The following is a 20,340-nucleotide window of genomic DNA, read 5'->3' as shown; positions in this document are numbered from 1 at the left end:
GAAGAGTGCTTTACGCCTGTGGTGACCACACGGTCGAGGAGGGCGAGCAAACGTGCACTGTCCGTTCTGTCGTCATCCCGACACGCGGGTCATCGACAGCCGCTCGACAGAGGACGGCGCGGCCATTCGGCGCCGCCGTACCTGTCCGGAATGCGGGCGCCGGTTCACCACGCAGGAGACCGTACTGCTGATGGTGAGCAAGCGCAGCGGAGTAACGGAGCCGTTTTCGCGGGACAAGGTCGTCGCGGGCGTGCGACGGGCCTGCCAGGGCAGGCCGGTGAGCGAGGATTCGCTGGCTCAATTGGGCCAGCGCGTCGAGGAGGCCATCCGGGCCAAGGGTGCCGCTGAGCTCCCCTCCAACGAGGTGGGGCTGGCGATCCTGGGCCCGTTGCGGGAGTTGGACGAGGTGGCCTACTTGCGATTCGCATCGGTATATCGCGGTTTCGAGAGCCTGGCGGACTTCGAGGCCGAGATCGAACAGTTGAAGGCGGAGAAGGGGGAGTCATGACGGAGACGGCCAGCGGTTCAGTCGCGCGCGGAGGTAAGCGTCCGCGTAAAGGGCTCAAGATGAAGCGCATCTTCACCAAGCCCGGTGTGCACCCATATGACGACATCAAGTGGGAGCGCCGCGACGTCGTCATGACCAATTGGCGCGACGGCTCGATCAATTTCGAGCAGCGGGGCGTCGAGTTTCCCGAATTCTGGTCGGTCAACGCCGCCAACATCGTCACGACCAAATACTTCCGCGGCGCCGTGGGCACCCCGCAGCGCGAGTGGAGCCTGAAGCAGCTGGTCGACCGGGTCGTCGGCGTCTACACCAAGACCGCGGTGGAGCACGGCTACTTCGCCACCGACGAGGATGCCGAGATCTTCGACCACGAGTTGAAGCACGCGCTGACGCACCAGGTGTTCGCGTTCAACTCGCCGGTGTGGTTCAACGTGGGCACCGCGAGCCCGCAGCAGGTGAGCGCCTGCTTCATCTTGGCCGTGGACGACACGATGGAGTCGATCCTCGACTGGTACAAGGAAGAGGGCGTGATCTTCAAGGGCGGCTCGGGCTCGGGGGTCAACCTGTCCCGCATCCGCTCCTCGAAGGAGCTCCTGTCCAGCGGCGGTACGGCCAGCGGGCCGGTCTCGTTCATGCGCGGCGCCGACGCGAGCGCGGGCACCATCAAGTCCGGCGGCGCCACCCGCCGGGCGGCCAAGATGGTCGTGCTCGACGTCGACCACCCCGACATCGTGGAGTTCGTCGAGACCAAGGCCCGCGAGGAGGACAAGGTCCGCGCGCTGCGCGACGCCGGGTTCGACATGGACCTGGGCGGCAAGGACATCGTCTCGGTCCAATACCAGAACGCCAACAACTCGGTGCGCGTCTCCGAGGAGTTCATGCACGCGGTCGAGAAGGGTGACGACTTCGCCCTGCGCGGCCGCCTGACCGGCGAGGTGATCGAGAAGGTCGACGCGCGGGAGCTGTTCCGCAAGATGGCCAAGGCCGCCTGGGAGTGCGCCGACCCCGGCGTCCAGTACGACGACACGATCAACGACTGGCACACCACCCCGGAGACCGGGCGCATCACCGCCAGCAACCCCTGCAGCGAGTACGTCCACCTCGACAACTCCTCCTGCAACCTGGCCAGCATCAACCTGCTGAAGTTCCTGAAGGACGACGACACCTTCGACGTCGCGAACTTCGTCAAGCTGACCGAGCTGATCATCACGGCCATGGACGTGTCGATCACGTTCGCCGACTTCCCGACCGAGAAGATCGGCGAGACCACCCGCGCCTACCGCCAGCTCGGCATCGGCTACGCGAACCTGGGCGCGCTGCTCATGGCCACCGGCCACGCGTACGACTCCGACGGCGGCCGCGCGGTCGCCGGGGCGATCACGTCGCTGATGACCGGTGTGTCCTACCGGCGCAGCGCCGAGCTGGCCGGCGTCGTCGGCCCGTACGACGGCTATGCCCGCAACGCCGAGCCGCACAAGCGGATCATGCGCAAGCACGCCGCCGCCAACGACGACCTGCGCACGGTCGGCTCGATGGACGCCAAGATCCACGCCGAGGCGTCCCGTCAGTGGTCGGAGTGCCTCAAGGTCGGCGAGAAGAACGGCTACCGCAACGCGCAGGCCAGCCTGCTCGCGCCCACCGGCACCATCGGCCTGATGATGGACTGCGACACCACCGGCATCGAGCCCGACCTGGCGCTGGTCAAGTTCAAGAAGCTCGTCGGCGGCGGCTCCATGCAGATCGTCAACCAGACGATCCCGCGCGCGCTCAAGCAGCTCAACTACCAGCAGGAGCAGATCGAGGCCATCGTCGAGTACATCGCCGAGCACGGCCACGTCGTCGACGCCCCCGGCCTGCGCAGGGAGCACTACGAGGTGTTCGACTGCGCGATGGGCGAGCGGGCCATCGCCCCGATGGGTCACGTCCGCATGATGGCCGCCGCGCAGCCGTTCCTGTCCGGCGCGATCTCCAAGACGGTCAACCTGCCGGAGTCGGCCACGATCGACGACATCGAGCAGGTCTACATGGAGGGCTGGAAGCTCGGCCTCAAGGCGCTGGCGGTCTACCGCGACAACTGCAAGGTCGGCCAGCCGCTGTCGGCCGGCGGCAGCAAGAAGGAAGCCGAGAAGGCCGACAAGGCGGCCGAGGTCGCCGAGCCTGAGGTCAGGGTCATCGAGGTCAACCGGCCCACCAGGCGCCGGATGCCCAACCAGCGGCCGAGCATGACCACCCGCTTCACGGTCGGCGGCGCCAAGGGCTACATGACCGCCTCGTCCTACCCCGACGACGGGCTCGGCGAGGTCTTCCTCAAGATGTCCAAGCAGGGTTCGACGCTGGCGGGCGTCATGGACGCCTTCTCGGTGGCGATCTCGATAGGGCTCCAGTACGGCGTGCCGCTCGAGACGTACATGAGCAAGTTCGTCAACATGCGCTTCGAGCCCGCCGGGATGACGGACGACCCCGACATCCGGATGGCCACCTCGGTGATGGACTACATCTTCCGCCGCCTGGCCCTCGACCACCTGCCCTACGACGAGCGGGCGGCGCTGGGCATCTTCTCGGCGGCCGAGCGCGCCGCGCAGCAGCGCGGTGAGGACCCGGCCGCGCTCCAGGAGGCGGTCGATCGTGAGGCGCTCGCCCAGTCGGCGCCGATCGAGGCGAAGCAGGAGGCCGAGCAGGAGGCGAAGCCGGAGCCGGTGCAGGAGTTCACGCTGGAGAACCACCAGCGCATCACCGCCGACGCCCCGCTCTGCATGACCTGCGGCACCAAGATGCGCCCGGCGGGCAGCTGCTACGTCTGCGAGGGCTGCGGCTCGACCAGCGGCTGCAGCTAGAAGAGTCGCGGCGGATGTGACAACTGGGCAAGCGCTCAGCTGGTTCCGTGTTGGTCGTCGGTATGGCGGCTGATATGGCGAGCGCCTGGCCTTGTGTAAGGCCAGGCGCTCGGCGTGATCAGGAAGCTGATGTTCCTGCTCGTGTCAGAACCTGCATGACCTCAGCTTCCGGGTCGCAACGCGAGCGACTCGGAGTGAGGTGAGGGTGCTGAAGAAGGGGTCAGGAAATCGTTCATGGCCCCCTTCGACGAGCTCAGGGATTTCCCTGTGCCTCAAGCGAGAGCTCCTGCCAGTCGGCCCAAGTCTTGAGCCTGTCGGCATAAGCCTGCTGGAGCATCGGATAGAAGCCCACCCCGAACATGACGCGCAGCGGCGGCTTCTCGGAATCGACCAGTTTGAGGAGCGCCTGGGCGGCGGCGGCAGGGTCGCCGGCCGGTTGCTTTCCGGCCATAGCGCCGAGTCGTTGACGGAGCTCCGTATAAGCCGGATCAGGCTGAGCCACGAAACCGTTGTTGAGCGGGTCAGGATTCTTACCGGCCCGGGTCGCGAAGCCGCCGGGCTCGATAATGGTCACCTTGATCCCGAATTCGGCGACTTCGCCGGCGAGGGCCTCGTTCAATCCCTCAAGGGCCCACTTGGACGCGTGGTAGGCCCCGCCGAGCGGCATGGCGATGACCCCGGCGGCCGAGGAGAGCTGGATGATGTGCCCTGAGCCCTGTTCGCGAAGGTAGGGCAGAGCGGCCTGGACGACCCAGACGGCGCCGAACAGGTTCGTCTCCATCTGGTTGCGCAGCTGCTGCTCGGTCAGTTCTTCGACCGCGCCGATCTGGGCGTAACCGGCGTTGTTCACGATGACGTCGAGCCGCCCGAAGTGCGCATGTGCCCGCTTGACGCTCTCGAAGACGGCGGCCCGATCGGTGACGTCGAGCTCCAGCGGAAGCAGCGCATCGCCGTAGGTGGTGATCAGGTCATCGAAGCCCGCGATGCTTCGGGCGGTCGCGACCACCTGGTCGCCCCGGGACAGAGCGGCCTCGACGAATTCACGGCCCAGGCCGCGGGAGGAACCGGTGATGAACCAAATCTTGCTCATGAGGTCTCTCCAAAGGCAGCTGCGTTGTCGCGGGCCCAGTCGGCGAAGGTGAGCGCCGACCGGCCGAGCAGATCGTCGACGGTCGTGGTGGTGGGGCCGGGGCGGTCGGCATAGTCAGCCAGTGAGCCCAGCAGGCGGGCGGGGACCTCCTCTGGCAGGCCCTGGGCGAGCATCGCCCGCCGTACCTGCCCGGCGGGGAGCTCGACGAAGGACAGCTCCCGGCCGAGAGCGGCGCCGAGCAGACGCACCTTCTCGAACTGGTTCAGTGACTGCGGGCCGGTCAACGTGTGGACAGCGCCGGCATGGAGGCCACGCAGAGCCTGTACGGCTACCGCGGCGATGTCGGATTCGTGGATCGGGGAGGTGACGGCGTGGCCATAGGCGCCGCACACCACGTCACCGTCCCGCAGCTGCGGAGCCCAGGCCAAGGCGTTGGCGGCGAAGTCGGCCAGGCGCAGGATGGTCCAGTCCAGGCCGGAACCGGTGACGAGGTCCTCGGCGAGCTTGAACTGGGCGGCGAAGCGGGCCTCACCCGCCGGATACCGCACAGTGGTGGCCGACAGGAGCACCGCTCGCCGTACACCCCGCTCGACCGCGAGCCTCAGCAGTTCGCCGAGGCCGGGGCCGGTGGCGCGCGGGCTGATCTGGATCGCTTCCACACCCTCCAACTCGGCCTCGATCCACTGGGGGTGGAACAGGTCGCCGCTGACGGGCCGCACGTCGTCGGGGAGCAGGGCCCCGCGCGTGGTGGCGGCGACGGTCGCGCCCTCCTGGAGCAGCAAGTTCATCACGGAGCGGCCGACGACGCCGTTGGCTCCGGTGAGCAGGATCATGGCTGGTCACCAGCCCACGACGCCGAGGCGGTCGATGAAGATCCCGGTCGGCCCGTCAGCGCCCAGCGTCGCGAGCCGGATGAACGGGTCGGTGCCCTCGGTGACGGTCAACTGGCCCATGTGATTGTTCATATCGGTGGCGGCGAACTTGTGGTTGGCGACCTCGCCCGGGGTGAGGGCGTTGAACTTGATGTCAGGATGCGCCTGGGCGTATCTGAGAGTGACCATGTTCAGGGCCGCCTTGGATGAGCTGTAGGCGAGCTCGTGGAGCTGTGTCCCTGGTTGCGCCGGGTCGCTCTGCACCGCGAAGGAGCCGATGGCGCTGGACACCATGACCACCCGCGGATTGTCCGACGCCCGTAGCAGGGGGAGGAAGGCGTTGGTGACCCTGATGGGCCCGTACACGTTGGTGTCATAGACGGAATGGATCTCCTCGATCGTGGTGTCGGCGGGCTTGGCCGCCTTGCCGGGCGCACCCGCGTTGTTGATCAGGACGTCCAACCGGTCGGTGTGCTCGCTGACGAGCCGGACGGCGTCCGCCACCGATGCGTCGCAGGTCACGTCGAGCGGGACCAGGACCACGTTCACGCCATCGATGGCCAGCTTCTCGGCCGCTGTCCGTCCACGACCCTCATCGCGCGAGCCGAGGAAGACCGTCCAACCCTGCTCGCCGAGCCGCCGGGCGGCTTCCAGGCCGAGGCCCTTGTTGGCTCCGGTGATAAGTGCTTTCGTCATGGATCCAGCATCGAGCCAGGTCAAAGGCGGAACAATGTAAGCTTCATTGGGCGATCAATAACATAGGGATTATTTGTGGAGCTAAGGGATATCGAGATCTTCTTGACGCTGGCTGAAGAGCTCCACTTCGGCCGCACCGCCGAACGACTCCACGTTTCCCAGGCCCGGGTCAGCCAGGCCATCAGCAAACAGGAACGGCGCCTGGGCGTGGCATTGTTCGACCGCACCAGCAGGCGCGTGGCCCTGACCTCGGTCGGCAGGCGCCTCGTTGAGGACCTGCAGCAGGCCCTCGACCTCCTCCGCGCAGGGCTCGCGCGCGCCGAGGCCGCGGGGCTGGGCGCGGGGCTGAGCCTACGTGTGGGCGTCTTCGGTTACGCCGGACATGTTCTCGAACCCCTCATCGCTGCGTTCCGCGCCCGTCATCCTGGCGTTGACGTCCAGTTCGGCGAGGTCAACGGCGTCGACCCGTTCAAGGCCGTACGTAGCGGAGACCACGATGTGAACGTGCTGTGGCTGCCCGTCATCGAAGCGGACCTCACCGTCGGACCCGTCCTGTACACCGGGCGCCGCGTGCTGGCGGTGGCGGCCGACCATCCGCTGGTCGAGCGCGGTCACGCGACCCTGGAGGACCTGGCCGACAACCACGTCATCGACTTCGGGGCGGACGCTCCCGAGTATTGGGTGGCGTCCATGATTCCGATGCGCACACCGTCGGGGCGCCGGATTCCGCGCGGGCCGATCGCGCGGACCTTCCACGAGATCGTCTCCCTGGTCTCTTCCGGGCGGTGCGTCCAGCCGATCGGCGAGATCGCTGCCCGCTATGGCAGCCCTCCGGGGATGGTCTTCTTGCCCATGCCCGACGCGCCCGTTCTCCAGTGGGCCATGACGTGGCGCACCACCGCCGACAGTCCCATCATCCGGGCGCTGGCCCAGACCGCCGCCGACCTCGGGCCGATCGTGTTGTGATCAGAGGCCGCCGTCGCGTCGGAGGGTGCCGACGGCGCCGGCCGAGCACCCAGGCCCGATCCCCGGCAAGATCCTGGGCGTGCACGTGGTCAAGGATCTGGACTTGGTTCCAGATCCCTCTCGACGAGTTCGGGCGGGCGGCGGGAACCTGCTGACCCGTCGCACCAACGACTCGGGCCGAGTACCTGACCGCCCACGATGCTATGGTCCGGCCATGGCTCAACAGCGATCAACGGGACCGACCGGCTTCAAGTAGCGCGCCAGGAAATACCTGGCGGTGCTACCCAGGGAGCCTCATGTCCCGCACTGCCCATCACATCGCTCGTCCGGTTCACGGCGGGGGAGCCCCATGGCGATCGGTGGCGATAGTTGATCTCCGTTACAGTGCCGCATGCCTGCGACAGGCACGGCAGGCCGGTCGTCGGCCACGTCCGATGTCCCTCCGCCACAAGGTCGACGTCTCCTCCTGGGCCAGGGCCGATCTCCGAGATCGGTGGGTATCAGAGTGGGCCGACATCGAGGAGCGCCGGGCACGCCAACGCCTGCGTCTCAGGCTCGAAGCCATCCGTCAGACGATCAACGCCACAAGCGGTGACTCCCTGGCCATCGATGATCTTGAAGTCCACCCGGCGCGACACCGTCGCAACGCCATCTGGCTGTACTGATCACGGAATACCGCACTCATCAGAGAGAGGCTTCGATGCGCCATGACCTATCCACCACCGACCTATGACGGTGACGCCGGCGAGCTGAGCGCGACGTACCGGCGCCCGGATGCCGTGCCGGAGCTGATCTACCCGAGCCGTAACACGGTGCACTACCTGGCGACCGGCGCGTCGACCAACGGACAGTTCGGGCTGTACCGCTGGGAAATGGGACCGGAGCCCAGTGGCCCCGCGGCGCACTTCCATCGGTCGATCTCCGAGTCGTTCTACATCCTGTCCGGCAGCGTGCGTATCTACGACGGGCGGCGCTGGATCGACACGACGCCGGGCGATTACGTGCATGTCCCGGAGGGTGGCGTACACGCCTTTCGTAATGAGTCGGGGGCGCCGGCGTCGATGCTGCTGCATTTCGCGCCGGGCGCGCCACGAGAGGGCTACTTCGAGGGGCTGCTGACCCTGGCGGGCAAGAGCGAGGAGGAGAGGGCGGAGTTCTTCCGCGAGCACGACACGTACTGGCTATGAATTCGACGAGCCCGACAACAGGCCCGCATTCAGCAGGTGTCACCCTGGGGGAGATCCTCGTCCTCGGCGTCCGGCTGGCCCAGCACCTGCGCGAGTGCGTCGCGCCCGGACACCCCGAGCTTGGCGTACACCCGGCCCAGATGGTTGTTGACGGTTCGGAGCGAGAGGCCGAGGCGGTCGGCGACGGCGCGGCTGGGCAATCCCGCCGCGGTCAGCTTCGCCACCTGCAGCTCTCGAGGAGTCAACGACACATCGAGAGTCCCCGTCAGGTCCGTCAGCGGTGTGCGGGCGCCGTCGCACTCGGTGAGCAGCTCACGGGCGAACACGAGCGCGGCCTTGGCCGCCGTACGCCGGCGCGCCCCGGCATGCAGCCGGTGGGCTGTCGCGGCCGCCTCCGCTGCGGGCAGCAGGTGGCCGAGGCGATGGAGCCGCTCGGCCGCCTCCGCGAGCAGGTGGGCGTCGTTCGTGGCCAGCGCGGTGGCCATCGTGGCGAAGGCCGCCGTCGCGGGTGCGGCGGTGTTCCTGGCGAGTTGGTGCAGCCTGTCGCACACCTCTTTCGCGGCGCCGAACCGCGCGGCGTCGAACAACGCCAGGGCCTCGATCATCGGCACTCCGGCCTTGCCCGCGGTCTTCGCGGCCCCGAGGGCGTGGCCGGCGGCGCTGGAGAGATCGAGCGCGGCGGCGGCGACCCAGGCGCGGTCGCGCTCGATCCAGGCGTCGAAGAGCGCACCTCGTGGTGGGGGGCTGGCGTCCGTTCGGCAGAGCCACGCGTCCGCCTGGACGGTGTCTCCCGCCATCGCGTACGCGCCGGCCAGCTCGGCCAGGTAGACAGCCGGTAATCGCAGCGGATCGTGTTCGCCGAGTAATACGATCGCCTCGCGCAGCGCCTGCTGGGCCGGCTTCACGCGTCCCTGAGCCTTCGCCACGAAGCCACGTACGATCGCCCACATGCCGACCATGGGTGCCGCCTGCCGCGTCTCGACGGCTTCTCGATAGGCGAGGTCCACGGCCTTGGCCGCGGTGGTGAGAGCGCCCGCGAGCGCCAGGGCGACGCATCTGGCGGCACCGACCTGAGCCTCTGTCCACGGCGAGGCGACCTCCAGACCGGTGGCGCTCGCTCGTTCGACGAGGCGGATGTCTCCCATGAGACCCGCGGCGAGCACGACCGCCGTGGCCGCCCGTGCCGTCGCCTCCGCCGGCAGCCGGGGTCCCGGCCGGGTGAGCAGCGCCGTACCGATGGCGAGAGATCCCGCGACGTGTCCCTCGATCAGCATCGTCCAGGCCCGCACTGCCTCCGCCGCCCGCTCGCCGGTCGGGTTCCCCTGGGCCGGTGCGGCTTCGTGCTGCCAGTATTCGATCTTCTCCCTGACTATCGCCCGCCGGTCGGCGCGTTCTTCGTTGTCGCATTCCCCCGGATCAGGGAGTACGCCGGCCGCGTCGGCGAAGCGGCCCTGCAACGCCAGCACCTCGGCCAGGGTCAGGTTCGCGTCCACCCCGCCGTCGGCGGCACCGGCCGCAGTGGCCAGCCGCTCGGCGACCTCGAGCTCCAACCGTTCGGCGGCGCGTTCGGCGGCGGCCAGCAACTCCTGGCCGGAGGAGCCGAGGCCCGCGGTGCGCCGCCACATGACCAGCTCGAACGCGTCGTCCGCGCGACGGCGTGGCGAGGCGGCCAGGGACCCGGCCAGTCGCGCCCAGATCTCGTGCGCTCGGGCGCGTGGCATGCGTGCCCGGATGACCTCCCCGTACGCGGGTATCGTGAGGCGCGCCTGGTGCCGCGCTCCGGAGGGTTCGACCACCACCAGCCCCTGCCGTTCGGCCCGCACCACGGCGGAGTGCCCGGTGAGCTCCTCGAGCACGGGCTGGCCGAGCGGCTCCTTACAGGCGAGCACCTCGAGTACGGCCAGTACGGCCGGATCGTCGACCTGCATCTGCGCCTCGATCAGATCACCGAGCCGGCCGGTTATCCGCAGCTCGCCACTCAGATGCCAGAGGCCGTCGCGGCGCAGCAGCGCGGATCCCTCCAGCGCGGACTGCGCGAGTTCGCGCAGCACGAGCGGGTTGCCGGCGGACAGCCGACGGAACGTGTGCCGCGTGACGGCGTCCAGCGGACCGCCCAGGCCGCGCTCAAGCAGGGTGTCCACCTCGCGGTCGCTCAGCGGTCGCAGCTCGACGCGGCGGGCCACCCCTTCCTTCCATAACGCCGTCATCACGTCGGGTGCCGTGTGCCCCTGCCGTACGGTGAGCAGCACGAAGGTCCGTGTGTGTACGGCGAGCTGGTACACCAGCGCGGCCGAGGCGTCGTCGAGCAGATGGGTGTCGTCCACGACGAACACGGGCCGTTTCCCGGTGGGAACGCTGAAACGTTCCACGATCTGGCCGAAGATGTGCGCGGTGACGGGCTCCGCGGCGTCGTGTGGGAGCGCGAGATGCAGCAATGATCCCAAGGGGATCGCCCCGGCGGCACGGGTCCCCGTCGCCCAGGCCGTCGGGTGACCCGCCGCCGCGAGCCGCGCGACCGCCTCCTTGGCCAGGCGCGTCCGGCCCACTCCCGGCGGTCCCACGATCACCACGCCGCCGACGTCCGCCTGCCTCGCCGCTGACAGGACCGTGCGCAGCGCGGCGGCGCGCCCGACGAGTGGCCAAAGGTTCCCGGGGCGTCCGTCGTGCGGATGGCTGTCTGCCATGTCGTCCCTTCCGGATGTCGTCACACTGCGACGTCGTGCCCTGACCGGAGATGCCCCCAGCGGCGACTCTCATGCCGCGTCCCCCGCCCGAAACTCAGGCAGGTCCTTGATCTTCTCCACGTGAAGCGTGCTCCCCTTTGGCGCCCTTCAAACAGGCTTGGCCGGGCGGTGACCGCGCGTCACGGTGTCCGGACGCGCCAATAGCCACCCGCTTGAGGCCGCTCAGTCCCAAAGGGCCTAAAGGGGTGGTCCGGAAGGCGCGGCGAGCGCCCGCGGAAGAGAACGGAACGGCGCCCCGCGACGGCGGAGGGGTCCGTTACGGTGCGAGGAGTTCGTCGGCGATGGCGAGCAGGCGTACGACTGCCGCGTCCGACGACCGGTCCCTGCCCCGCAGCCTCTCGCCGATCCGCCGCAGCAGCGCGTTCGGGTCGGCGAGAGGCTCCCGGCCATCACTCCGCCGGACGCGGAGCAGGAGTTCCAGGGCGCAGGCGGCCTGCGTGGCGAACATCCCCAGGAGCTCCATGTCGTCCAGATCGCTGCGGGAGGCCGTGCGATCCAGCACCTCCAGAACGCCCACGCATTCCTCGAACCGGATGAGCGGTGCCGCCATGATGGTCCGCGGGACGTAACCGGTGGATTCCGCGGCGTCCTGGGCGAACTGCGTCACGGCCGACACATCATCCGCGACCATCGGCTGCCCGCTCGCCGCGACCCAGCCGGCGATCCCGGTTCCTGCCGGAAAGTGGCTCCCGACCAGCTCTTTCTCGCCTTCGCCCGAGACGGCTTCGAAGACCAGGTCACCGGTGTCGGGGTCCACGAGGAAGATGGAGGCGGCGGCGGCGCCGAACATGTGGCGGGCCACCTCGACGATCGACTGCAGCAGCCTGCGTTCGGTGCCGTCCAGGGAATCGGGAGAGTCAGGGAAGTCAGCGGACATGGGGCTCTCCGTTCTGCGTCATGGTGTTGTCCGCGGCCAGGTAGAGGACCGTCTTGAGCTGGAACGGCGTCAGCCACGGATGCTTGCCCAGGATGAGCGCGCAGATGCCGGTGATGTGCGGCGCCGCGAAGCTGTTGCCGGTGCTGCGGATCTCCCGGCCGCCGGGCCAGGCGACCGGCACCCTGACCCCTCGCGCGAGGAACTCCGCGGGGGGCGCGGGGTTGTAGTAGTACGTCATCGGGTCCGCCTCGTCGTGGCTGGCCACCGAGACGACCGAGGAGAACGTCCACGGGTAGCTGAGCACCGGCATGTTGTGCGCCGCGGCGACCAGGAGGCAACGCCGGAAGTACGCGCGGTCGGCGAGCTCGTGCAGGGATTCGCGCAGACCCGACCTCGTGCTGGAAAGACTGAGATTGACCAGGTCATAACCCTGGTCGATGGCCCAGCGCAGCCCGGTCACCAGGGCGTCACCGGTGCCGGACTTCCCGTCGGTGAGCGCGCGTACGGAGGTGATCGCCGCTCCGGGAGCGACCGACCTGATCACTCCGGCGCAGGCCGTGCCGTGCCCGGCCGGGTCGACGGGAGCGCACTCGGCGACGGTCAGTCTGCCCTCGTCCCCGCTGACGACCTCGACCGACCGGTCAAGGCCGCCGATCTTGGGATGGTCGCCCGCCACGCCCGTGTCCACGACGCACACGCGTACTCCGGTGCCGTCGGACCCACCCCATGCCCACTCCCTGGTCACCCCCGCCAGCGGGCTGATTTGGAAGGGCTCCGGGGGCTGCCGCGTGGTGGCCAGACCCCACGCGGGCACACCGGGGAAGTGCGCGCGCTGGTTCCGGCGCCAGGGCGGCGTGCTCATCGCAGTCCCTTCATCCAGTCGCGGACGCGCCGCGCCGACAGGGTCGCGCCCTTGCTCAGGTACGCGTCGAGCGCGCGCCGGGCGGGTTCGGCCGGGTCGTGGCCGGCGGCCCGCCGGATCCGGGCGATCTCGACCAGGACGTCCCCTCGAAGACAAGGGTCGTCGGTCGATTCGAGCAGCGCCGCCGCACGGTCCGCGGCGCTCATCGCGTCCGCGTGCTCCCCGTCGAACGAGGCGATCGCGCCTCTCATCGCGAGGGCCGTGAGCTCGCCGCGCAGCTGCGGCGGCCCCGCGTCGCCGCGCGCCAGTTCCGCGGCCGCCTGCCGGACGTCTCCCTGCCGGAGGGTCTCCCGCGCCGCGTAGATCTCCAAGGTGACGGCGGGCCCCCCATGGCCTGCCGTACGAAGCGCGGCGGCGGCCCGGCTGAACAGCTCCCTCGCGTCCTGATGGTTGCCGTCCAGGGATTCCACCAGCCCCCGCACCTGGACGACGGCGACCGCCGAGAGGCCGAGGTGCAACTCCTCCGCGTACTGGCCGGCCGTGTCGAGCGACTCACGGGCGCCACCGAGGTCGCCGGCGAGGGCGAGCAGGCGGGCCCTGGTGACGAGCACCGGCACCAGCAGAGCGCGATCACCGGCGAACCGGGCCAGCAGGTCGGCGCAGAGCGCGAGCCCTTCGGGCACCGGGGTGGGCGACCATTGCACCAGTTCGCACAGCCCGCCGAGCAGCCGGTCCTCCTCGTAGCGGTCGCCCATCGGCCGGGCCAGCGCGAGCCCGTCACGCAGCGCGCGGTCGGCGGCGCCGAACCGGCCTTCCTGGATGTGAACCAGGGCTTGGAGCTGGTGGAAGCGGCACCAGCTCAGGTCGTCTCTGGGGTCGAGCGCCAGCCGTACGCGAAGGGGTTCGAGCTCCGGCGCGCGGGCGCCCGAGCGCAGGGCGAGGACCTCCCGCTGGATCACGCAGGTGAGCTGGGTTCGCGGGTCTTCCGGCAGCAGCTCCTCCGCACGGTCCAGGGCCGCGGCCGCCGCGGCGGCCTCTCCCCGTGCCAGCTCGGCATCGCTGATGCGGACGGCCAGCGACCGGTGCTCGTCCCTGCCCGGGGGCAGCATCTCCCGGCCCTGCTCCAGCAGTGCGATCGCCGCGGGCAGGTCTCTGCGGTGCAACGCCTGGCCGCCGTCCCTGATGAGCTGGTCCGCGGCCCGGCCGGTCAGCTCGGGCAGGAGCGGGTCGCCGGGGCGTACCTGCCGGGTGAGGCGGCAGGCCGCCAGGAGGTGCCGGCTGACGTCTCCGGACGCCGGTCCGAGGAAGGGAGCCTGCTCCGAGGCGTCGCCGGCCCGGTCGCCGAACCAGTCGGCCAGCCTTCGGTGCCAGTCCGCCCGCACCTCCTTGCTCGTCAGCGCGTACACGGTCTCCCGGGTGAGGGTCTGCGCGAACTCGTACGCTCCCGGCAGCGCGCCACGCCGGATGAGGCGCTCGCGCCGCAACCGGCTCAGCGGAGCGGCCGTCATGGCGGGCTCGCCGTCGAAGAGGACCTCCAGCTGTTCCACCGAGAAGGAGTGCCCGATGGTCGCGGCCCGTTCGAGCACCTGGCGCTCGGCCGCGTCCAGCCGATCCAGCCGGGCCCCGAGCAGCGCCTGGATGGTGGGCGGGAGGGAGGCGGCGCCCTCGGCGAGGGTCTCCAGCATCAGCTCGGCGAAGAGCGGGTTGCCGTCCGAGCCGTGGATCACCCGCTGGTACGTGCCGTCGTCGTCGTGGGCGACGACGTCCGCCCGCCCGGCGCGGAGCTCGGCGACGAGCCGGGCCATGTGCGGCGGGCTCATCGGGCCGAGCTCCAGCGCCATGGCGCAGGTCATGCCCCCTCCCCAGGAGGGGCGGGCCTCGTAGAGCTCGGGCCGGGCGACGCAGACGAGGAGGACGGGCACGTCGGCGAGCCACGCCGAGCAGTCCTCGATCAGGTCGAGGAGGGTCGGCTCGGCCCACTGCAGGTTGTCCAGCACCACCACGAGCGGCCGGCGCTGGGCGAGCACCTCGAACAGCGACCGTACGGCCTGCGCGATCTCCGCGACCCCGGGAGTGTCGTCCTGGTACTCCGCGTCACCGCGGCACGCCAGCCCGCGCAGCGCCCGCTCACCTTCCGTGCCCACGGCCTCGGCGATGGTGGGCCAGTCGCCGTTGAGGGCTTCGAGCATCTCCGTGATGGGCCGGTACGTGGCGCCGATGCCATAGGACGGGCACCGGCCGGCGAGCACGGTCACGTCCTCGGGCAGGTTCGTCAGAAACTCCCTGACGAGCCGGGACTTGCCGATGCCCGGAACACCGAGCAGGGTGGCCATGCAGCACTGCCGCCCGCGTACGACGCGGTCATGGAAGCGCGTCAGCTGCTGCAGCTCCTCGGTCCGGCCGATCAACGGGACCGTGTCGGTCTCCGGCGCGCCGCGATCGGGCTCCACGGTGATGAGCCGCCACGCCCGTACCGGATCTCTCTTGCCCTTGAGCATGAGCGGGGGGACGCCGTCCAGCAGCGCGTGCCGCCTGACCAGGCGGGCCACGTCGTCGCCCAGGAGGATCTCGCCGCCGCCCGCCGCGGACTGCAGCCGGCTCGCGGTGTTGACCGTGTCACCGATCACCCGCACGTTCGAGCCGGACCCGTCGGCGACCATCACCTCGCCGAAGGCGATGCCGCAATGGGCGTCCAGCCGGACTCCGTGGGTGGGGGCTATCTCGGCGCTGAGCCGGTGCACGGCCGTCATCGCCGCGTCCGCGGCCAGGACGGCCCGCAGCGCGTCGTCCTCCCGGCTGACCGGGACGCCGAACACCGCCATGATCGCGTCGCCGATGTACTTCTCCACGGCGCCGCCGTGCTCGAAGATCTCCGTCCGGCACGCCGCGTAGTAGCGGTCGAGGATGCGCAGGAGCAGCTCGGGGTCGAGACGCTCGGCGAGCTCCGTCGACCCCACGATGTCGATGAACAGGACCACGACGTTACGGCGGGTGGGTCGCGGGTCCCTGTCGCTCATACGAGCTTGAGCTCCTGTCCTTCCACCTCGCCGGCGTGGTCGTCCAGACGCTTCTTGATCGAGTTCAGTACGGCGACCTCGGTCTCCGTGAGCGAGGCGAACACGGTTCGCTGCCGCTCATCGAGCAGGTCGATGGGATGCCCGCCCGCCCGCAGCGTGGCCAGCGCGTCGAACCCGCCCGATCCGGTTGCGTTCATGAACCACAAGCCTGAAACGGCTCATCAAGGTTCGCAAGAGATCAGGACACCCACATTCGTGTGGTCTTCGCTCTGCCTGGTGAAAGGCGTTTAGCCCACATTTGTGGGGTTGTGTCGCCTCCGCATCGCCAGCCGATACTCGACCTGCAACGCGTCCCCCCTTAAGACGGAGAGGTGAAGGCATGGCCTTCGATCCGAAGGAAGCCCTGCGCGAAGCCGGCGTCCTGAACGACCCGATCGCCGCGGAAGTCGAGGCGGCGTTCGCCACCTTGACCAAAGAGGAAACCGACCTGCTCATCTCGCTGAAGGACAAGCTTCCCGCCGCACTGCCCGTCGTCATGGCGGGTGGCCAGTGGGCCACGCCCGAGGTCGAGGTGCACAACGAGTCCCCCGAAGCGTCGTGCCTGTGCGGAGCCTGGTCCGGATCCGGGTCCGGGTCCACCCCGACCAAGCCGAACCCCTAGTCCGACGGCCCACGGGTGCGGCCCCGGTCACCTGTCGCCGGACAAGGCCGGGGCCGCGCCTGCCGCTGAGAGCGTGAAGGGAACTGGATGTCTGGGAAGCTGGCCCGGAACCACGCGTTGTTCTACGTACCAGAAGACCTTACCTACTTCGTGCACGCCGGTAATCATCTGGTCGTCAACCCGCATTCCGGCGGTCGGTGTGTCCTCGATTCGCGTGAGTTCGGCGTCCTGCGAGCCTTGACCCGGCCCTACGCGCGGCTCGAAGAGACCGACGAGACCGATCGGGTCCTCGCCAAACTCATTCTGAGCTGGATCGTCTACTACAACGGCAACCATCCGCGGATCAAGCTGAAGGAGCCGCCGCTCCGCATGGCGTACTACGCCATCACCGACGGTTGCAACCTCCGCTGCCCCTACTGCTACGCGTCCTCGGAGAAGTGCCTGCCGGGTGAGCTCAACACCGAGGAGTCGCTCAGCCTGGTCTCCCAGATCGCCGACTTCGGCGCCTCCACCATAGTCTTCACCGGTGGCGAGCCCATGCTCAGGAAAGACCTGTTCCAGATCGTGGAGCATGCCAACCGCAGCGGCCTGACGTCGAACATCATCACCAACGCCACCATGATCAGGACGCCCGCCATGGCGGAGCGGTTCGCCGAGCTGTTCGGCAACGTCACGGTGAGCGTCGACGGCGGCACGGCCGAGACGCACGACCGCACGCGGGGCGCCGGCTCCTTCGCCAAGACCCACCAGGCCCTGCGACTGCTCAACGACGCGGGCGTCGTGCCGATGATCAACCATATCGTCACCTCGGAGAACGTCGAGGAGCTCGAAGGCTTCGCCTCGTTCATGGAGGGGATCGAGGTGAACAGCATCCGGCTGATGTACCACAACAACCTGGGCCGGGGAGAGAGCGACGAGTACGACTTCGGCTGGGACGACCATCTGAGGATCCAGCAGCTCACCTGGACCTCACCCGTCGCCGGCAAGCTGCTCCCGGACGGGCCGAAGACGCTGAAGCTGTGCTCGGTGAAGGCCAACTGCGGGATGGGCGGCAACGAGATCTACATCAACTCGCTGGGCGACGTCTACCCGTGCAAGCTCGTCACGGGACGCTCACACTTCGCGGGCAACGTGAGACGGCAATCCCTGGCGGAGATCTTCGGCAGCCCGGTCCTGTACGACATGCGGACGAGCTCCGTGTTCGGCGGCGACTACCACGCCGACTGCGCGAAGTGCTACATCAAGTCGTCCTGCGGCGGAGGCTGCCGCGCCTCTCACATGGCGGAGTCGGGGGACCTGCGGCGCAACAGTCGTCATCAGTGCAGGATCCTGCGGCACGGCATCGTCACCCAACTCTGGCTGGAATCCGGCGTCGACCCCGCGGAGCTCGCCGAGGATCCCGAAATGCAGACGCCCCGCCTGCTCGTCAACGACGACGTCCATCCGGTCTTCGACGACTGGAAGACCTACGTTCCCCCTTCAGCCGAGGCCGTCAAGGTCCGCGAGCTGCTTCCCATAACGCCGGTATAGAGGAGGTGGAGTGTGTCACTCCAGATCAGTGACTCGGTGATTTGGCAGGAGACCGCGGGGGGCATCTCGCTCTATCACGCCGAAACCGGGGATTTCCACACCCTGAACGAGACCGGTTCCCGGATATGGGAGCTCGTCGCGAGCGACGGGGAGCGGGAGCCGATCGTCGCGAAGCTGTCCCATGAGTTCGCCGGAGACAACCTCGCGATGAGCGTCCGCGTGCTGAAGGACGTGCAGGCGTTCCTCGGCAGCATGATCGAACGGGGTCTGATCGAAGAGCACCCTGCATGACCAGAGCGGTCGTCCTCGGCGGCGGCTTCGCGGGATCGCTGGCCGGCGCCGTGCTCGCCAGGCACGCGGACGACGTGATCGTGATCGAGGACGATCACTATCCGTCCGGTCCCCGTGCCCGGCGGGGACTACCCCAGTCACAGCACAGCCACGTCCTCGTGGCCGGTGGCGCGCGGGCGCTGCAGGAGCTGCTTCCGGGGACTCTCGAAGAGCTCTTCGCGCGCGGCGCGCATCACCGCCGCCTGCCCGGCGACGCGCTGATCCTCGCCGCGGCGGGGTGGTTCCGGCGGCTGGACACCGGGGCGTACCTCATCTCGTGCAGCCGGGGACTCCTGGACCAGGTGGTACGTCAGCGGGCGCTGGGCGCCGTCTCGACCTGGACGGGCACGCGCGCGCTCGGCCTGGTGGGGGACGCGAGCCGGGTCACCGGGGTCGCGGTCAGCCGCGAGGGCGCCGCGCCGGAGACGATCGAGGCGGATCTCGTCGTCGACGCGACCGGGCGCAGATCGAAGGCGCCACGGTGGCTGGCCGAGCTCGGCGGGGCGGAGATCGAGGAGACGACCGTCTCCTCCGGGCTGGCCTACTCCACCCGGGTCTATCAGGCGCCCGCCGAACTCGCCGGCGAGATTCCGGCCATCATGCTGCACCCGCGGCCGGTGGCGGGGCGGCCGGGCCAGGGGGCGACGCTGTTCCCGATCGAGGACGGCCGGTGGATCGTCACCCTGACCGGCACCCGGGGCGGCGAGCCGCCCGCGGACGAGCGGGGCTTCGCGGACTTCGCGCGCTCGCTGCGTGACCCGATCGTGGCGGACCTCATGGCGGCGGCCACACCGCTCGGCGGCATCCGGCCGTACCGTGACACCTCGAACCGGCGAAGGTACTTCGAACGAGCGCGCCTGCCTGTCGGCTTCGTCGCGATCGGTGACGCGGTCGTCGCGGTGAATCCCGTTCACTCGCATGGGATGTCGGTCGCCGCGCTGAGCACGCTCCGGCTGGACAGGGAGCTGACGCGGCGCGGGCTCGATCCGGCCGCCTCCGCCGATCTGCAGGCGGCCATGACGGCGGAGGCGGAATCGTCATGGCGGATGGCAGTCGCGCAGGACGCGGGACCCGCCGGGCGGATGGCGGTCGTAGAGGAGGCGGAACCGGCCGGGCGGCGGGAAGCGACCGCGTTCGAGCGCGAGATTCTCGCCCGCAGGACTCGGGCCCTGCTGAGCAGCCCGGAGCTGGCCGCCGAATTCTTCCGCGCTCAGACCTTGATGCCCGCACGGGCCGAGAAAGACGGATCGGCAGTGGCACGGGCGCTGAGAGGAGAACCGGATCCCCTGCTCACCACGCGGGAAGCCGTCATGCAGTACCCCGCGCTGCACGCATGGTGGGACGCGCTCAACCGCGTGCCCGGCGGCCGTGAGCCGAGCCTGCGGTGATGAAGCCGGATTCGTAGGCGATGCCGACCGCGTGCGCCCGGTTCGCCGCCGACAGCTTGGCGAGGATGCGCGCCAGGTGCGAACGGACGGTTCCGGTGCCGATGCCGAGCTTGTCGGCGATGCCGGCGTTCGACAGGCCGGCCGCGACGAGCGCCAGCACCTCGGCCTCGCGGCGGGTGAGCTCCGCGAGCCGGTGATCGACCCCGGTGGTCACGGCGGCGATGCGATCACGCAGCCGCGTGATCATCGAGCTGGAGATGAACGTGTGCCCGGCGGCGACCAGCCGGATCGCGGGCACGATCTCCTCCACCAGCGACGCCCGGTGCACGAAACCGCCCGCGCCCCCGCGTAGCGCCCGCCCGAGCAGCTCCTCGTCCAGCGCTTCGGAGACCACCACCACCCGCATCCCGTTCCTCGCCTGCGCCGCGACGATCCGGGCGAATTCCACGCCGTCCGCCTGCCGCAGCGCCGCGTTCACCACCGCCACCCTCGGCCGATGCCTGACGACCAGATCGCCCAGCCGGTCGGCGGCGCCGGCCTCGCCCACCACGTAGATGCCGTTGCCCATGTGGAGCACGCTCCTGAGCTTGGCGCGCACCACCCGGTCCGGCTCGCCCACGACGACCCGCAGAATGGGCATGGCCTCGCCGGCAGGGCTCGCGTCAATCGGTTGCGCCACCTGACCACCCGAGTTTGAGCCCGTTTGCTCGACCGGCACACTATGCGCGTCCGGTTCCCGGACAGCCAGAGCAGCGGGGTTACTCACGTCGGACAGCCG

17 protein-coding genes are annotated in these 20,340 nt (G+C 69.4%); 8 read left to right on the top strand and 9 right to left on the bottom strand.

Going from position 1 to position 20,340, the window contains the following annotated elements; genetic code table 11:
- Window positions 1-52: 52 nt before the first annotated feature.
- Window positions 53-508, top strand: coding sequence for a transcriptional regulator NrdR (gene nrdR / locus AB0B64_RS52125; protein WP_214636146.1), 456 nt, complete (start codon window positions 53-55; stop codon window positions 506-508).
- The gene (locus tag AB0B64_RS52120; RefSeq protein ID WP_357940157.1) at window positions 505-3,342 is read left to right on the top strand and encodes a vitamin B12-dependent ribonucleotide reductase; all 2,838 of its coding nucleotides are present in this window, start codon (window positions 505-507) and stop codon (window positions 3,340-3,342) included. Before nrdR ends, AB0B64_RS52120 begins: the two co-directional genes overlap by 4 nt.
- A 253-nt stretch (window positions 3,343-3,595) precedes the next feature.
- Here the strand turns inward: AB0B64_RS52120 and AB0B64_RS52115 are convergent, their stop codons facing one another.
- Genes AB0B64_RS52115 through AB0B64_RS52105 form a run of 3 tightly spaced genes read right to left on the bottom strand, consistent with a single transcriptional unit; the run spans window position 3,596 to window position 6,000 of the window.
- On the bottom strand, window positions 3,596-4,432 hold the full coding sequence (locus AB0B64_RS52115; RefSeq protein WP_357940159.1) for an SDR family NAD(P)-dependent oxidoreductase: 837 nt from the start codon (window positions 4,430-4,432) through the stop codon (window positions 3,596-3,598).
- Window positions 4,429-5,265 (bottom strand): NAD(P)H-binding protein, encoded by an 837-nt coding sequence (locus AB0B64_RS52110; protein WP_358198639.1) that lies wholly within the window; start codon window positions 5,263-5,265, stop codon window positions 4,429-4,431. The genes AB0B64_RS52115 and AB0B64_RS52110 overlap by 4 nt, the downstream gene beginning before the upstream one ends.
- A gap of 6 nt (window positions 5,266-5,271) precedes the next feature.
- On the bottom strand, window positions 5,272-6,000 hold the full coding sequence (locus AB0B64_RS52105; RefSeq protein WP_357940163.1) for an SDR family NAD(P)-dependent oxidoreductase: 729 nt from the start codon (window positions 5,998-6,000) through the stop codon (window positions 5,272-5,274).
- Window positions 6,001-6,075: 75 nt separating this feature from the next.
- Between AB0B64_RS52105 and AB0B64_RS52100 the strand changes: the two genes are divergently transcribed.
- Both AB0B64_RS52100 and AB0B64_RS52095 read left to right on the top strand, forming a co-directional pair.
- Window positions 6,076-6,966, top strand: a complete 891-nt coding sequence (locus tag AB0B64_RS52100; RefSeq protein WP_357940165.1) for a LysR family transcriptional regulator — start codon at window positions 6,076-6,078, stop codon at window positions 6,964-6,966.
- Window positions 6,967-7,673: 707 nt separating this feature from the next.
- Window positions 7,674-8,153 (top strand): cupin domain-containing protein, encoded by a 480-nt coding sequence (locus tag AB0B64_RS52095; protein WP_358198617.1) that lies wholly within the window; start codon window positions 7,674-7,676, stop codon window positions 8,151-8,153.
- A gap of 29 nt (window positions 8,154-8,182) precedes the next feature.
- Here AB0B64_RS52095 and AB0B64_RS52090 read toward each other — a convergent pair whose 3' ends face one another.
- The 5 genes from AB0B64_RS52090 to AB0B64_RS52070 all read right to left on the bottom strand — a co-directional run bounded on the left by AB0B64_RS52090 (window position 8,183) and on the right by AB0B64_RS52070 (window position 15,850).
- Window positions 8,183-10,837 carry a LuxR C-terminal-related transcriptional regulator gene (locus AB0B64_RS52090; RefSeq protein WP_358198606.1) on the bottom strand — a complete coding sequence of 885 codons (2,655 nt, stop codon included), beginning with the start codon at window positions 10,835-10,837 and terminating at the stop codon, window positions 8,183-8,185.
- 316 nt (window positions 10,838-11,153) lie between these two features.
- Window positions 11,154-11,774: a GAF domain-containing protein gene (locus AB0B64_RS52085; protein ID WP_357940171.1), complete on the bottom strand. Its 621-nt coding sequence runs from the start codon at window positions 11,772-11,774 to the stop codon at window positions 11,154-11,156.
- On the bottom strand, window positions 11,764-12,636 hold the full coding sequence (locus AB0B64_RS52080) for a S8 family serine peptidase (RefSeq protein WP_357940173.1): 873 nt from the start codon (window positions 12,634-12,636) through the stop codon (window positions 11,764-11,766). The genes AB0B64_RS52085 and AB0B64_RS52080 overlap by 11 nt, the downstream gene beginning before the upstream one ends.
- Complete coding sequence (locus AB0B64_RS52075; protein ID WP_358198590.1) at window positions 12,633-15,653, bottom strand: AAA family ATPase; 3,021 nt, start codon at window positions 15,651-15,653, stop codon at window positions 12,633-12,635. The genes AB0B64_RS52080 and AB0B64_RS52075 overlap by 4 nt, the downstream gene beginning before the upstream one ends.
- The gene (locus tag AB0B64_RS52070; RefSeq protein WP_357940177.1) at window positions 15,650-15,850 is read right to left on the bottom strand and encodes an aroma-sacti cluster domain-containing protein; all 201 of its coding nucleotides are present in this window, start codon (window positions 15,848-15,850) and stop codon (window positions 15,650-15,652) included. Before AB0B64_RS52070 ends, AB0B64_RS52075 begins: the two co-directional genes overlap by 4 nt.
- 182 nt (window positions 15,851-16,032) lie before the next feature.
- Between AB0B64_RS52070 and AB0B64_RS52065 the strand changes: the two genes are divergently transcribed.
- The 4 genes from AB0B64_RS52065 to AB0B64_RS52050 all read left to right on the top strand — a co-directional run bounded on the left by AB0B64_RS52065 (window position 16,033) and on the right by AB0B64_RS52050 (window position 19,562).
- The gene (locus AB0B64_RS52065; RefSeq protein ID WP_357940179.1) at window positions 16,033-16,314 is read left to right on the top strand and encodes a StsA-related sactipeptide RiPP; all 282 of its coding nucleotides are present in this window, start codon (window positions 16,033-16,035) and stop codon (window positions 16,312-16,314) included.
- Between the two features lie 87 nt (window positions 16,315-16,401).
- Window positions 16,402-17,844, top strand: coding sequence for a StsB family radical SAM/SPASM domain sactipeptide maturase (stsB, locus tag AB0B64_RS52060; RefSeq protein WP_357940181.1), 1,443 nt, complete (start codon window positions 16,402-16,404; stop codon window positions 17,842-17,844).
- Window positions 17,845-17,856: 12 nt separating this feature from the next.
- A complete protein-coding gene (locus tag AB0B64_RS52055) occupies window positions 17,857-18,135 on the top strand; it encodes a PqqD family protein (RefSeq protein ID WP_358198569.1) in 279 nt (92 codons plus the stop codon).
- Complete coding sequence (locus tag AB0B64_RS52050) at window positions 18,132-19,562, top strand: FAD-dependent oxidoreductase (RefSeq protein ID WP_358198560.1); 1,431 nt, start codon at window positions 18,132-18,134, stop codon at window positions 19,560-19,562. Before AB0B64_RS52055 ends, AB0B64_RS52050 begins: the two co-directional genes overlap by 4 nt.
- Here AB0B64_RS52050 and AB0B64_RS52045 read toward each other — a convergent pair.
- Window positions 19,522-20,241, bottom strand: coding sequence for a response regulator transcription factor (locus AB0B64_RS52045; protein WP_357940185.1), 720 nt, complete (start codon window positions 20,239-20,241; stop codon window positions 19,522-19,524). The two genes, AB0B64_RS52050 and AB0B64_RS52045, sit on opposite strands and share 41 nt — an antisense overlap.
- Window positions 20,242-20,340: the final 99 nt, after the last annotated feature.

This window comes from Nonomuraea sp. NPDC049129, from assembly GCF_040648495.1.
Classification (GTDB): domain Bacteria; phylum Actinomycetota; class Actinomycetes; order Streptosporangiales; family Streptosporangiaceae; genus Nonomuraea.
This window is presented reverse-complemented; position numbering and strand designations above follow the sequence as displayed.

Bases quoted from the DNA above. Each gene is read 5' to 3' on its own strand.
- AB0B64_RS52065 (WP_357940179.1), top strand. From the start codon at position 16,033: ATGGCCTTCGATCCGAAGGAAGCCCTGCGCGAAGCCGGCGTCCTGAAC.
- AB0B64_RS52080 (WP_357940173.1), bottom strand. From the start codon at position 12,636: ATGAGCACGCCGCCCTGGCGCCGGAACCAGCGCGCGCACTTCCCCGGT.
- AB0B64_RS52070 (WP_357940177.1), bottom strand. From the start codon at position 15,850: ATGAACGCAACCGGATCGGGCGGGTTCGACGCGCTGGCCACGCTGCGG.
- AB0B64_RS52085 (WP_357940171.1), bottom strand. From the start codon at position 11,774: ATGTCCGCTGACTTCCCTGACTCTCCCGATTCCCTGGACGGCACCGAA.
- AB0B64_RS52050 (WP_358198560.1), top strand. From the start codon at position 18,132: ATGACCAGAGCGGTCGTCCTCGGCGGCGGCTTCGCGGGATCGCTGGCC.
- AB0B64_RS52110 (WP_358198639.1), bottom strand. From the start codon at position 5,265: ATGATCCTGCTCACCGGAGCCAACGGCGTCGTCGGCCGCTCCGTGATG.
- AB0B64_RS52115 (WP_357940159.1), bottom strand. From the start codon at position 4,432: ATGAGCAAGATTTGGTTCATCACCGGTTCCTCCCGCGGCCTGGGCCGT.
- AB0B64_RS52090 (WP_358198606.1), bottom strand. From the start codon at position 10,837: ATGGCAGACAGCCATCCGCACGACGGACGCCCCGGGAACCTTTGGCCA.
- AB0B64_RS52095 (WP_358198617.1), top strand. From the start codon at position 7,674: ATGACCTATCCACCACCGACCTATGACGGTGACGCCGGCGAGCTGAGC.
- AB0B64_RS52105 (WP_357940163.1), bottom strand. From the start codon at position 6,000: ATGACGAAAGCACTTATCACCGGAGCCAACAAGGGCCTCGGCCTGGAA.
- AB0B64_RS52120 (WP_357940157.1), top strand. From the start codon at position 505: ATGACGGAGACGGCCAGCGGTTCAGTCGCGCGCGGAGGTAAGCGTCCG.
- stsB (WP_357940181.1), top strand. From the start codon at position 16,402: ATGTCTGGGAAGCTGGCCCGGAACCACGCGTTGTTCTACGTACCAGAA.
- AB0B64_RS52075 (WP_358198590.1), bottom strand. From the start codon at position 15,653: ATGAGCGACAGGGACCCGCGACCCACCCGCCGTAACGTCGTGGTCCTG.